At 72.0% G+C, this 13,195-nt stretch carries 12 protein-coding genes; 5 read left to right on the forward strand and 7 right to left on the reverse strand.

Going from position 1 to position 13,195, the window contains the following annotated elements; all coding sequences use genetic code 11:
• Positions 1-110 precede the first annotated feature (110 nt).
• Complete coding sequence (locus GPA10_RS11785) at positions 111-1,670, forward strand: amidase (RefSeq protein WP_246259017.1); 1,560 nt, start codon at positions 111-113, stop codon at positions 1,668-1,670.
• Complete coding sequence (locus GPA10_RS41675; RefSeq protein ID WP_198351571.1) at positions 1,667-1,993, forward strand: hypothetical protein; 327 nt, start codon at positions 1,667-1,669, stop codon at positions 1,991-1,993. The genes GPA10_RS11785 and GPA10_RS41675 overlap by 4 nt, the downstream gene beginning before the upstream one ends.
• Here the strand turns inward: GPA10_RS41675 and GPA10_RS11795 are convergent.
• The 4 genes from GPA10_RS11795 to GPA10_RS11810 form a co-directional block, all read right to left on the reverse strand.
• A complete protein-coding gene (locus GPA10_RS11795) occupies positions 1,969-2,460 on the reverse strand; it encodes a MerR family transcriptional regulator (protein WP_157165445.1) in 492 nt (163 codons plus the stop codon). The two genes, GPA10_RS41675 and GPA10_RS11795, sit on opposite strands and share 25 nt — an antisense overlap.
• 138 nt (positions 2,461-2,598) lie before the next feature.
• A complete protein-coding gene (locus GPA10_RS11800) occupies positions 2,599-2,979 on the reverse strand; it encodes a hypothetical protein (protein WP_157165446.1) in 381 nt (126 codons plus the stop codon).
• Between the two features lie 189 nt (positions 2,980-3,168).
• Positions 3,169-3,693 (reverse strand): GtrA family protein, encoded by a 525-nt coding sequence (locus tag GPA10_RS11805; RefSeq protein ID WP_157165447.1) that lies wholly within the window; start codon positions 3,691-3,693, stop codon positions 3,169-3,171.
• A 372-nt stretch (positions 3,694-4,065) separates the two neighbouring features.
• Positions 4,066-4,758, reverse strand: a complete 693-nt coding sequence (locus GPA10_RS11810) for a nitroreductase (RefSeq protein WP_157165448.1) — start codon at positions 4,756-4,758, stop codon at positions 4,066-4,068.
• Positions 4,759-4,868: 110 nt separating this feature from the next.
• On the opposite strand from GPA10_RS11810, the gene GPA10_RS11815 reads away from it, so the two are divergent.
• Entirely contained in the window at positions 4,869-5,582 is a 714-nt protein-coding gene (locus tag GPA10_RS11815) for a TetR family transcriptional regulator (protein WP_157165449.1), read from the forward strand.
• Between the two features lie 36 nt (positions 5,583-5,618).
• Here GPA10_RS11815 and GPA10_RS11820 read toward each other — a convergent pair whose 3' ends face one another.
• Positions 5,619-6,482 carry an alpha/beta fold hydrolase gene (locus GPA10_RS11820; RefSeq protein ID WP_157165450.1) on the reverse strand — a complete coding sequence of 288 codons (864 nt, stop codon included), beginning with the start codon at positions 6,480-6,482 and terminating at the stop codon, positions 5,619-5,621.
• 331 nt (positions 6,483-6,813) lie between these two features.
• Here GPA10_RS11820 and GPA10_RS11825 point away from each other — a divergent pair, with 331 nt between their 5' ends.
• Entirely contained in the window at positions 6,814-7,602 is a 789-nt protein-coding gene (locus GPA10_RS11825; RefSeq protein ID WP_157165451.1) for a helix-turn-helix domain-containing protein, read from the forward strand.
• A 12-nt stretch (positions 7,603-7,614) separates the two neighbouring features.
• Here GPA10_RS11825 and GPA10_RS11830 read toward each other — a convergent pair whose 3' ends face one another.
• Both GPA10_RS11830 and GPA10_RS11840 read right to left on the reverse strand, forming a co-directional pair.
• Positions 7,615-8,442, reverse strand: coding sequence for an alpha/beta fold hydrolase (locus GPA10_RS11830; protein WP_157165452.1), 828 nt, complete (start codon positions 8,440-8,442; stop codon positions 7,615-7,617).
• 140 nt (positions 8,443-8,582) lie between these two features.
• Positions 8,583-9,284 carry a GNAT family N-acetyltransferase gene (locus GPA10_RS11840; RefSeq protein WP_343040692.1) on the reverse strand — a complete coding sequence of 234 codons (702 nt, stop codon included), beginning with the start codon at positions 9,282-9,284 and terminating at the stop codon, positions 8,583-8,585.
• A gap of 313 nt (positions 9,285-9,597) precedes the next feature.
• Between GPA10_RS11840 and GPA10_RS11845 the strand changes: the two genes are divergently transcribed.
• Positions 9,598-13,161, forward strand: coding sequence for a S8 family serine peptidase (locus tag GPA10_RS11845; RefSeq protein WP_157165453.1), 3,564 nt, complete (start codon positions 9,598-9,600; stop codon positions 13,159-13,161).
• The last annotated feature ends 34 nt before the right edge of the window (positions 13,162-13,195 follow it).

Consider the following 13,195-nt stretch of genomic DNA (forward strand, 5'->3'; position numbering starts at 1 on the left):
AGCGGAAGGTGATCTCGGACACGGTGCGGGCGGTTGCGTTCAACCCGGCTTGAGTTGGAACGGTTGCTTCACCGGCCGTCGGCCAGACGGCGTGTACGGGGAGGTGAACCATGGTCATGCGCACGGACAAGGACACGGGCACAGTCAGAGGGCGGGCGACGACCCTCACGGCGACTGCCGAGGCGCTGCGCGAGGGCAGGGTGACCAGCGTCGGACTCGTGGAGGCGGCCATCGCGGAGGCCGAACACGCGGACGCCGCGCTGGGCGTGTACCTCAGGCGCTTCGACGAGGAGGCCCGGTCCGCGGCCCGGCGCGCGGACGAGGAGTTGGCGCGCGGCCTGGACCGGGGACCGCTGCACGGCATTCCGTTCGGCGTGAAGGACACCGTCGCGGTCGCCGACGGGCCGACGACGGCACAGAGCCTGGTCCACGACGACAGTCGGTGGGCCGGACGCGACGCCCCCGTGGTGGCCCGGCTCCGCGCGGCGGGCGCGGTGCTCACGGGCAAGACCACGGCCATGGAGTTCGGCATCGGACTGCCGCAGGAGGACAAGCCGTTCCCTTTCCCGCGCAATCCCTGGCGGACCGACCGCTGGGCCGGGGGCTCCAGTTCGGGTTCGGCGAGCGGGGTGGCGGCCGGGATGTTCGCGGCGGCCCTGGGCGGCGACACCGGCGGCAGCATCCGGATGCCCGCCGCGTTCTGCGGTGTCACGGGACTCATGCCGACGTTCGGACGGGTTCCCGTGTCCGGCTGCGTACCTCTCGGGTACAGCCTTGACCGCGTGGGCCCGATCGCCCGCAGCGCACGGGACTGTTCGGCTGTCCTGGCGGCGCTGGCTCCCGTACGGGACGCCCGCTCCGGCACTCCGCACGCCTCGTACACCTCGTACGCCTTACGCGCCTCGCACCTCTCGCATATCTCGCACACCTGGTACGTCCCGTATACGGAACCGCGGTTCGACGCCGATCTCACAGGAGTACGGGTCGGTGTCGTCCGGGAGCACCACTTCCCCGCGGACGGGGACCCCGCCCTGCCCGGGGTGTTCGACGCGGCCGTGGGGGTGCTCACCGGGCTCGGCGCGCGCGTGGTGGAGGTGCGGTTGCCGTACTGGCGGGAACTGATCACCGCCACCTTCGTGACGGTGGCGGCCGAGGGCCTCGCCCAGCACCGCACCGATCTGTCCCGCCGCTGGGACGACTACTGCGTGGCCTCGCGCGGGCTGCTCGCCATGGGCGCCCTCGTGACCGGCGCGGACTACGTCCAGGCGCAGCGGGTGCGGACAGTGGCGCAGCACGCCGTGGACGCGCTGTTCGCGGACGTGGACGTCATCGTGTGCCCGACCGCGTCGATCGGGGCGCCGCTCTTCGACGCCCTCGCCGACGACGCGGGGCACCAGGACCACGCGGGCGTCTTCGGCAAGGTCCATACGCCGTACTGGAATCCGCTGGCCAACCCCGTCCTCGCGCTCCCCATGGGCTTCACGGAGGCCGGGCTTCCGCTGTCGTTGCACGTGGCGGGTCCGGTGGCGGCCGAGGCGACGGTCCTGCGGACCGGGGACGCCTTCCAGCGGGAAACGGACTGGCACCTGCGCACCCCCGACCGCACCGCGTACGCGCGGGAGCGGACGGGCGACCCGGCCCGCACGACGGACGAGGAGCCGCACGAATGAGCGGACCGCACGCCACCCCGGAGACGCCGCGCACCGCGCAGACCCCGGACACCCCGTGGACCCCGGAAAACCCGGAGAACCCGTGCACCCCTGAGACACCGAATAACTCGGACACCACGGAGGACGGGCACTGCCTGCCCCTGATCGTGCGCGGCCTTCTCGCCGGGGCACGGCTGCCCGCCGACGAGCACCAGTTCGCCGGGCTCGTGACGGCGTACGCCGCGCAGCGCCCGGCCCTGGACGCGCTCTACGACCTGCCGGAGGCGCGACACGCCCTGCCCGTGCTGCGCAGGGACGTTCAGGCGGACGGGCCAGTGGCCTGAGCGGGAGGGCGTACGCCGGGAACGGTGGCCCGGAAGTCGGGGCACCGCTCCAGGTCGGGCCCGTGGTCGCAGGAGAGCAGGTGGGTGAGGTAGGTGCGGGCCGCGCCGAGCCGGGCGATGTGGGCGTCGAGGGCCGCGACACGACCGAGGACGGTCTGGCGCCAGTCGGTGCCGGGGCTGGTGCCAGGGTCGGGGTTGGTGTCCGTGCCGGCACGGGGGCTCGGGCTGGGACCGGGGACGGGCCCGGCGTCCCCTTGGAGCAGCGTGCGGATCTCGCCGACGGACATCAGACCGGTCTCCCGCCACAGTTGGATCAGCGCGACGCGGTAGACCTGTTCCGAGTCGAAGTACCTCCGCCCCGACCGCCGGTGCGGCTCCACGAGCCCGCGCCGTTCCCAGTAGTGCAAGGTGGAGAGGGGAAGGCCGAAACGGTCCGCGACCTCGCGTATGGGTGTCAGCTCGTCCATGGGTCCATGACACCACCAGGCGGGGACGAGGGCCTGACGGCCGGGCTCGTCCAGGTGCGTGGCAGGCCGGTTGGGACTGTGTGACGCCGCACCGGTCGGTGACTTGCGACCAGTGCGGCGTTCGCCGGAGCGGTGCTGCTACACGTACACGACGCAGACGTTGGGAACGTAACCCACGGTGCCCCTGTAGTTGACCTTGCGCCAGCCGTTGTACTTGGCGATTCCGCAGGTGTTCTTGTACGTGCCGCCGAGAGTGCCCGAGATGTCGCAGCCCTTGGCCTTCTTCGGCCAGGTGCCGAGGATGGTGGACTTGGTGGTGGCTTTCTTGCGGATGTTGAGAGTGCTCAGCGACTTGAGGGCCTTGCACTTCGCCGCGGCGGCGGTGGCCACGGTGCCGCTCTGCGCGGCGGCCACGGTGCCGCCCTGGTGGGCGGTCGCGACGGTCGCGGCGGACGCCGGTACGAACCCCGTCAGCGACAGGGCCGCGACGACCGCGGGAACGATGAGACGCTTCTTCAAAGGGTGCTCCAGTTCTGCTGTGCCTGTGCTCACGCCCGAGGGCGCGTGATGATCGTACGTGTACCTGTCACCGAGATGGCGTGCGCGGTTCCGCTCGGCGGAGCAGCGCTCGCGCGCCGCACCACCGGTGCCTCCCGCTGACCTGATGCAGTCCGGAAGCCCCCGGAACGACCCCTGGGGGCGGGGCGGTCAGGCGGCTCGGCAGAGTGCGGCGGGGCCGGTCGGAGCCGGGGCGGCGGTCAGGGCCGCGGGCACGGGACGCGGGGTGCGGGCCGTGGCCGCGGCCTGCGAGCGGTGCCGGGCGAAGACGATCAGCCGCAGTACCGCGAACCGCACGACACCGGCGAGGGCGGACGCGGACAGATAGACGACCTGCTCCAGCATCGCTCCGGGCGCCGCCACCAACTGCTGGAGGGCGAACATCGCCACGCATGTCACCGCGTACGCGGCCGCCGCGGACCCGCCCGACTGGACGTGCTGGCGCCAGGTCGCGCGCCCGCCCGCGCCGAAGGTGAAGCGGGCGTGCAGTTCGGTGGCGAGGAGCGTGGAGACCACGGTGATCAGGGCGTTGGCGAGGACCCAGGGGATCCAGGAGGCGAGGGCCGCCACGGCGAAGCTGGAGGCGACTCCCACCCCGCCGCCGCAGAGCACGAAGCGGGCGAAAGCCACGAACGCGCCGGGCGCCGCCTGCTCCTGGCTCTGTGCTCTCTTCATGCCCTGCCCACCCCTTCGACGGCTCACTGCGCGGAACGCGCACCCCGCGATCGGTGAGACCAGGGGTGCGTTGTTCGTGATGCCATCATGGCACATGTATGGTGCCATGGCGAGCCATTTGTGATGCCATGCTTGGTGTCGCTGGCGCCCGGAGTGGTTCGATCTGTGGATATGTGCAGGTCAAGGGGTTGATGCTACTCGCGCGGCGGGTGGTGCCGCGAGGTAATTCATGGCGCCAGCAGGGGGCGCGGCAATCCCTCCTGGTGGTTCCGGTTGTTCCGGCTGTTCCGGTTGTTCCAGCCGATCTGATTGTTCCGGTCGATCTGGGCGTTCCGGTCGATGCGGGTGATGCCGCGGTGATTCCGTCGAGTCCTAGCCGTGGAATGTCGTCGTCGCCTCCAGCGCGGCGCGCCCGGTGGTCACCCGGTTCACCGCCGCGGTGTCATCGGCGTAGCCGAACGAGACCCCCACGAGCAGCTTCCCGCCGGTGATGCCGAGTTCGTCGCGCACGGTGTCGGCGTAGAAGCTCAGCAGACCCTGAGGGCAGCTGTCCACGCCATATCCCGTCATCGCGAGCAGCAGCGTCTGCATATAGGCGCCGACGTCCGCGGCCAGTCGTGCGTCGTCGCTGTCGGACACGAAGAGGAACGCCACGTGCGGCGCGCCGTAGAACCGCAGGCTCTCCGCGTCGTAGGCCGCGCGCGCCGCGTGGTCCGCGGGGGCGATGCCCAGGGTGCCGTACAGCTGGGCGCCGAACGCGGCCCGTCGCTCCTGTTGTGCGGGCGAGTACATGGCCTCTTCGTACGAGAAGTCGACGGAAGTGCGCTGAGTGGCGTGGGCTTCCCGCAGGGATTCCGCGAGGCGGTCGCGCACCGCGCCGCTGACCACCTCCACCCGCCACGGCTGCGCGTTGGAGTTCGACGGGGCCGCGCCCGCCAGCGAGAAGATCGCGCGCATCGTCTCGGGAGGTACGGCGGCATCGGGTCGGAAGGCGCGGACGGCGTGCCGGCTGCGGATCAGTTTCTCCGTGCTGCCGCTCAGCTCGGTGGGGCGGGGCAGGTCCATGTGCACTCCTCGGGTGGTCGCCGGGTGGTAAACGGTCACGTTTACTTCTGCGGTTTCCGACTCTAACCGCTTGCGTCGCCAGAAGTAAACGCGGCCGTATACTTGGCTGCATGGGTGCCGAGAAGGGAACAACGAAGGCCACAGGAGCGCGTGACGGGGAGCCGTCGCGGCGGGGGAACGGCGCGCGAGAGCGCATCCTGGCCGCCGCCGACCGGCTGTTCGCCTGCCAGGGCATCACCGCGACCGGCATGGAGCAGGTCGCGGAGGAGGCGCCGGTCTCCAAGCGCACGCTCTACGCCCACTTCCGGACCAAGAGCGACCTGGTGCTCGCCCATCTGCAAGCGCTCGCCTCGTCGGGAAGCACTCTGGGGGGCGTCCTGACTCGGGCCGACCTCGACCCTCGGGAGCGGATCCTGCGGCTGTTCGACGCGCCCCTCGCCGCCTCTCCGCCCGCCGCCTCTCCGCCCGCGGCCTCTTCGCTCGCAGCCTCTCCTCCCGCCGATGCGCCCGCCGTCGACGTGGCGGCCGTCGACTCGGCGGCCGTGCGGGGATGCCCCTTCATCGACGCCGCGGCGGAGTTCCCCGACCCGCGGAACCCGATCCACGTCTACGCCCGCGAACAGAAGCTGTTGATGGCGCAGCTGGTCACCGAGCTGGTTACCGAGCTGGGCTGCGCCGAACCAGGACCGCTCGCCGAGCAGTTGGTGACCCTCGCGGACGGGGCCGCCAGTCGCGCCATGGTCCTGAACGAGCCGGACTACGGCCGCCACGCGCGCGTGGCCGCGGAGTTCCTCCTCGAACGGGCGCTGGCCGAGGCGACCTGAGCGTCCCGGAGGGAGAGCGCCGCCGGCCGGGCCCGGTCAAGTACCCTGCGGCGCCTCGGCAGTCGGAGTTCCGGTGGAGGCGAGGAGCAGCGCCGCCGTCCGCTGCGGTTCCTCCAGGATGGGGGTGTGTCCGGCGTCCGGCAGGAAGTCGACTCTCGCACCCGGAACCACGCGGTAGTCAGCCGCGGAGGAGGGCCGCCAGCGGCGGTCGAGTTCGCCGAAGATCACGTGCAGTGGTCTGCCGAGAGCCGTCAGCCGATCGGGGAGCGGTTGCAGACGCAGGTAGTCGGTGGCGGCCTGCATCGCCGCGGCGACCGCGTGGAAGCTCATACCGCGCAACTCGTCGACGAGTTCCTGGGGGACCCGGAACCCCTCCCGGAAGCCGGTGCGTGCGAACACACGGATCTGCTCGTCGGTCGGCGGCCACTGTTCCGGGCTGAACGGAGGACGTTCCGGTGCGATGAAGGCGTCAAGTCCGGGGCCCGTGTTGATGAGTACGAGAGCGGTCACCAGGTCGGGTCGCTGCTCCGCGAGAGCGGTGACGGCGTAGCCGCCACTGGAGTGGCCGACGGCCACGACGTGCTCGACGCCCAGCCGGTCCAGCACCGCGCCGATCCTGCGGCCCTGCTCGGGAAGTGTGTAGTCGCCGCCCGGCGGTTCGGCGGAGCCGCCGTGTCCCGGCAGGTCGACGCGGATGACGCGATGGTGCGTGCACAGCAGCGGTGTCAGCGCGTCCCACGAGCGGCTCGACGCCGCGGATCCGTGGACGAGCAGGAGTACGGGGGCATCGAGGGGGCCGTCCCGCAGCACGCGGACGTCACCGTGCTCCATGGGCAGGACCGTCTCGTCGGTGGCGCCGAATGTGCCGTCCACCTGCGGGTGTTCGTCGGAAGGAGTCATGGGCCCACTGTCGCCAGGGACCCGCTCCGGCGGCTTGGACAAATGTTCCCCGCGCGGCCCGCTTAGCATGCGGACCATGGGGAGCGCAGCGCACGTGGTGGTGGTGAGTACGAGGACCGCGGCGAAACAGCTGAGGAAGCAGAGAGGGCACAGGGGGCAAGGCGAACAGGGGGAGCAAGGCGAACAGGGGGAGCAAGGCGAACAGGGGGAGCTAGGGGAACGGCGGGCGCAAGGGGAACAGGGGGCGCAGAGGGAACAGGACGAGCAAGGGGATCCCGCGCTGTGGGGTGTCGCGCGGCCACGGCGGCCGAGCCGGACACCCGGCGTCGACATGACCGGTTTCCAGGTCCCCGGCCTGCCCGTCGACAGCCTGCGGGTGATTCCTCACCCGGCCGTGATGCTGATCCTCGAGTTCGGGGCGGGCAGATCCACCCTGGACGACGGTGTCGGGCGGCGGCATCCGGGAAGTGTGGTCGCCGGGCCCGGATTCGGATCCGGTGGCGGGGTGCGGGCGTGGGGTGAACATGTCGCGTGTGTGCAGGTGCGTCTGTCCCCGGTGGTCGCCGGCGCGACTCTGGGGGTCTGCCCGGCAGACCTGGCCGGAAGCATGGTGTCGCTCGACGATCTGTGGGGCCGGGAGGCGGCCCGGATCCGCGAGCAACTGGGTGCGATCCCCACCTGGGAGGGGCGCTTCGCGTTCACGGACGCGCTGCTCGCCCGCCGCCGCGCGACGCGGTCGCCCGTGGACCCCGCGGTGGCCTGGGCCTGGCGGCGGATCACCGCGGGCAAGGGCCTCGTACGCGTGGACCACCTGGCAGCCGAACTCGGGTGGAGCCGCAAGCGACTGTGGTCGCGGTTCCACGCGCAGCTCGGCATCCCGCCCAAGCGTGCCGCGAAGCTGGTGCGCTTCGATCACGCCGTACACCGCTTGGTCGCGGGCGCGGGCGCGGCGCGAGTCGCCGCGGACGGCGGCTACTGCGACCAGTCCCATCTGCATCGGGACGTCATGACGTTCACGGGTAGGACCCCGGCGACCGTGGTGAGCGAACCGTTCCTGACGGTGGACGACGTGGCCTGGCCGAGCCTCGGGCCCCAGAGCAGCGAGCGCCCACGGCGCTAGCCCGCCACGACGTCAGCCCGCCACGGCCCCTCCCACGAAGCGCCGCAGCTGCGCACGCACCTCGTCGGGCCGTTCCAACCACGGCTCGTGCCCCGCCCCCTCGATCCGGGTCAGCGGAAGAGCGAGCCGCAGCGCCAGCGCTTCGAGGGCCGCGATCGGACGGGGGTCCTCGGTCCCGCCGAGTAGTTCGGTCCGGGCGGGCAGGCACGCGCGGAGGTCGGTGAGGTGCGCGTCGAGCGGGTCCGCACGGCCGTCCCTGCCGAGTTGCCTGTTCATGGACCAGTTGACCGGGCGCCGCCGCCGGGCGTCCTGGGCCGCCCAGTGCCATCCGCGCCCTGGATCGGCGTGATCGGTGAACCAGGACAGCGTGAGCAGCTCGACCTCCTGCTCCTCCGTACGCTGCGGCAGCTCCGCCAACGCGTCGAGCCGCTCCTGCTGCGCCGCGGACATGCGGCGGCGGCGCTCCGCCCGGTACCCGGTCCGCCAGTCACCCACGAACGGCCCGCACATCAGCAGCATCGCGGCGACGCGGTCGGAGTGCCGCAGGCAGAACCTGCTCGCCAGGTCGGTGCCGTAGGAGTGGCCGATGAGCACGGCCTTCGGCACGTCCCACGCGTCGAGCAGCTCGGCGAGATCGTCGACGTGCCGGGCGAGGGAGTGGGTGCCCGACCACGGGGATCCGCCCGTGCCACGCTGGTCGTACCGGTAGACGGGCGCGATGTCCGCGACCATGGGGGCGAGTTCGCCGAGGTAGTCCGGCAGCCCCGGACCGCCGTGGAGCAGCACCACGGCAGGGCGCCGAGCCGTGTCTCCCAGCGCCTCCCAGCGCAGAGCCTTCATGATCCGCTCCGATCCCGGTCCCGATCCCCACCGCGACCCCGACCCCGACCCCGACACCGACCCCAACCCCGACCCCGACCCCGACCCCAACCGTGCCCCTGTCCCCGCCCCCGATCTCCGACGATCCTAGGCGTGCGAGGTCAAGGAGTGCGGTACCCGCGGAAGGTCACCGCCGCGTGGTGGGTGAAACCGAGCCGTTCGTAGAGCGCGACGGCGCCGGTGTTCGCGTCTGCCACGTGCAGGAACGGCCGTTCGCCCCGGGACAGGATGCGTTCGACCAGAGCCCGCACCAGGCGGCCGGCGTGGCCCCGGCCGCGCGCCTCGGGTGCCGTGCACACGGCGCTGATCTCGGTCCAGCCCGGCGGCCGCAGCCGCTCGCCCGCCATCGCGACCAGGTCTCCCTGTACGCGTATGCCGACGTAGACGCCGAGTTCACAGGTGCGGGGCCCGAACGGTCCCGGCGCGGCCCGCGCGACGAGGTCGAGCATCTCGGGCACGTCGTCCGGGCCCAGCTCCACCGTCTCGGCGTCGGCCGCCGCCTCCCCGGCACCGGCGGGGAGCCCCTCGGGCCAGATCATCTGCCGCCCCTCGAGCTCGAACACCGGGTCCCAGTCCGGCGGCGGGACCGCAGGGTTGCTGAACATGTCGGCGAAGCCGCCGCTGCCGAGCAGCTCCGCCAGATCGGACCAGTCGGCCGCCTCGGGCTTGGTCGGCAGCGCACAGAAGGTCGAGACTCCCGGCAGGTACGTGGCAGCCTGCCCCAGTCGGCGGCCCAGAGGCGAGTGCGGCCCGAGCAGGGACTCGGCCACGGGGTTGTCGATCACGGCGATATCACTGTTCACGGGCCTGATCCTTGCACCACGGCGTCCCTCATCGGCAGCGGGGTGCAGCAGGGGGCCGTGCCGCGTGGGGCAGGGGCGCCGCGGAAGTGTGCCCGCAAGGGCGACTTGAGTGCCCTTGAGTACCTATGGCGGCACGTGTGCCGACGTTCCCCGTAATCTCTACTGTCTCCGGAGAACCACGCGTATCGAAGATCGCGTGTTACGGGAGATCTCATCGGCGAGCGCGCACGCGTACACGTACGCGTCAGCACGCTCGCCCACACATATAACGACACAGCAGCACACGTACACGCTCAAGGGACGGGCAATTCGGGTGACAGGCATAGCAAGGGTGGGGGCGGCGGCGATGGCCGTCGTGGTGTCCGGAGCGCTGCTCACGGGCGCGGCGGCAGCCGACGCCGGGGCACCGTCGGACCGCACCGCGGACACGGGCACGGCCGCGAGCACGGCCACTGGCAAGGGCGCGCCCGCGGGCACCGGCAGCGGGCGGCGCGCCGAGCACGGCAAGACGGCGACCGTCACACTCATCACCGGCGACCGAGTGGTGGTCGAAACAGGAGACGGTGCCGCACGCGGTCCGCAGGGCGGCCAGAAGGGCAGCGCAAAAGACGGCGCGAAGGGCAGCGCAAAAGACGGCGCGAAGGGCAGCGCAAAAGCCAGCGCGAACGGCAGCGCAAGCGACGGCGCAAAAGACGGCGCGAACGGCGTCGCGAACGGCGTCGCGCACGGCGGCGCGCACGGCGGCGCACAGAGCGGCAAAGTCGTCCGGATCCTCCGCGGCGAGGGCCGCGAGAAGGTCACGATCTCCGTGCGGCGCGAGGCCGGGCACACCTACGTCGTGCCGCAGGACGCCCAGGACCTGATCTCGGCGGGCAGGCTCGACCGGCGGCTCTTCGACGTCACGCAGCTCGTCGAGGACAAGTACGACGACGCGCACCGTGCGTCGCTCCCGCTGATCGTCGGATACCGGCCGGGACGGTCCGACCGCCTCAGGGCGGCCGACACCCTCCAGGGCCACGCCCGTGACCGCCGCGTCCTCCCCGCGCTGGGCGGCGAGGCGTTCGACACGCCCAAGTCCGGCGCGGCGGACCTGTGGTCGGCGCTCACCCGGGGCACGGGCGGCCGCACGAACGCCCGTGCCGCCGTCGTCCCGGAGGTCGCGCACGTCTGGCTGGACGCGAAGGTCCGCGCCACCCTCGACAAGAGCGTGCCGCAGATCGGCGCCCCCACCATGTGGCAGGCCGGATACACCGGCAAGGGCGTCAAGGTGGCCGTCCTGGACACCGGCGTGGACCAGACGCACCCGGACCTGAAGAACGTCGAGATCGCGGAGAAGAACCTCACCGAGTCCCCCGACGCCAAGGACCGCCTCGGCCACGGCACGCACGTCGCCTCGACGCTCGCGGGTTCCGGAGCCAAGTCCGGCGGCAAGTACAAGGGCGTGGCCCCCGGCGTCCGCGTCCTGGACGGCAAGGTCATCGCCGACGACGGCTACGGCACCGACTCCAGCATCGCCGCCGGCATGCAGTGGGCCGTCGACAACGACGCGAAGATCGTCAACATGAGCCTCGGCAGCCTGGACACGCCGGGGACCGAACCCCTGGAGGAGGCCGTCGACCGGCTCTCCGACAAGGCGCTCTTCGTCATCGCCGCGGGCAACGACGGCCCCGGCCCGCGGACGTTGAACGCGCCCGGCAGCGCCCCCGACGCCCTCACCGTCGGCTCGGTCGACAAGCGCGACAGGATGGCCGAGACCTCCAGCCGCGGCCCGACGGCCGACGGAGTCGCCAAGCCGGACCTCACCGCCCCCGGCGAGGACATCACCGCCGCCCGCTCCACCCACCTCGCCGACCAGGGCGACGGCGACGGCTACACCTCCATGTCGGGCACCTCGATGGCGACCCCGCACGTCGCGGGAGCCGCCGCCATGCTCCTCCAGGAGCACCCCACGTGGACCGGCCCGCAGCTCAAGGCCGCACTGACCGGCTCCGCCAAGCCCATCCGGACGCTCGACGCGTACCAGCAGGGAGCGGGCCGCGTGGATCTGACGCGCGCCGTCTCCGCGTCCGTCGTCTCCCAGCCCGGCACGCTCGGCTTCGGCACGCAGTCCTGGCCGCACACCGACGACAAGCCCGTACGCAAGACGCTCACCTACCGCAACCTGGGCACGAGGCCCGTCACGCTCGCGCTGTCCGCCACCGCGGTCGGCCCCGGCGGCCGCCCCGCTCCGGCAGGCATGTTCACCATCAAGGACGCCGAGCTGACCGTCCCGGCCGGTGGCACCGCGAAGACCACCGTCACCGTCGACACGAAGCTCGGCAGCACCGACGGCACCTTCGGCGGGACCGTTCTTGCGAGCGGCGACGGCCAGTCGGTGCGCACCGGGCTCGTCGTCGAGCGCGAGGCCGAGTCGTACGACGTCACGCTGAAGCACCTCAACATCAACGGGGCGAGCACCGGCAGCTTCGCCACCACGCTCACCGAACGCTCCACGCAGCAGAAGACCGAGGTCCCCACCACCGGCGGAACGGTCACCGTGCGCCTTCCCAAGGGCACCTACGTCCTGGAGAGTTCGATCCACGGCCCCGACAGCTTCGCGGTCTTCGTCCAGCCGAAACTGAAGGTGGCCGCGAGGACCACGCTCACGCTGGACTCCCGCAAGGCCGAGCCGGTCGCCGTCACCGCACCGGACCGGGCGGCGCGCCTCGTCACGTCGAACATCAGCTACGAGGACCCGCTCGTCGGGGTCGCCGCCAACTGGGACCTCGGCCCCGGCACCGTCGTCCGCACCGCCGGGCTCGGCTCGTCGTCGGCCACCTTCAACGCCCAGTACAACGGTGTCTGGAAGGTCCCTGGCACGGCGGGCAAGAAGGTCGACTACCGGCTGGCCTTCCCCCGTACCGGCAGCTGGTTCACCGGTCTGAAGCACGCCACGACCAAGGCCGAGGTCGCCGAGGTGAAGCTCGGTCTCGGCGCCTCCGCCGCCCGCCGCAAGGGCACTCTCTCCGCCGTCCCCGTCGGCGCGAACGACTTCGGCCCGAGCACTCAGCCGCTGACCACACTGAGCCTCCCCGCGTCCAGCACGAGTTACGTCAACACCGCGGGTGTGCGCTGGATCTGGTCCATGGCGCAGCTCGACGACGCGGGCGAGCCGCGCATCAGCTACGGCACCGACCCGACCACGTACAAGGCGGGCAAGCGCTACACGCTGAACTTCAACACCGGCGTCGTCGGTCCCGACCTCAAGGCCGACGACGGTCAGGGCGCGCGCCGTGCGGGCAACTCCATGGACGCGTACGTACGGCTGTTCAACGACGGGGCGGGGCACGCGGGCGACTCGCCCGTGACCGGGGGCTTCAGCCGCCTGGAGTCCGGCGGCCGCACCCTGGCGACGGGTGAACCCGGGGCGCTCTTCGCGGACCTTCCGAGCGCCCGTGCCTCCTACCGTCTGACCATGGAGGCGAGCCGCGCGGCGAAGGACACCAGGACCAGCACGAAGGTCTCCGTGGCCTGGACGTTCAGCTCGGCGAAGACCCCCGACGAGCCCACCGACCTGCCCCTGTCCACCGTCCGCCTCGCGCCGAAACTGGCGCTCGACGGCACGGCCCCGGCGGGTGGCACGCTGACCGTGCCGCTGAAGGTGGCCGGCGCCGCCGCGGGCAGCGGCAGGATCGACTCGCTGACGGTCAAGGTCTCCTACGACGGCGGCACCACCTGGAAGTCGGCCCCCGTCACGACCGGCGCCGAGGGCGCACGCTCGGCGAGCGTGCGCCACCCGGCGACGGCCAAGGCCGTGTCGTACCGCGTGAGTCTGAAGGACACGGCGGGCAACACCACGACCGAGACGATCACCAACGCGTACCGGCTCGCTCCCTGAGCGGGCACACGCACCCGTGCCGGACGGGCGTCGC

The sequence above is a fragment of the Streptomyces typhae genome (assembly GCF_009755605.1).
In the GTDB taxonomy this organism is placed as follows: domain Bacteria; phylum Actinomycetota; class Actinomycetes; order Streptomycetales; family Streptomycetaceae; genus Streptomyces; species Streptomyces typhae.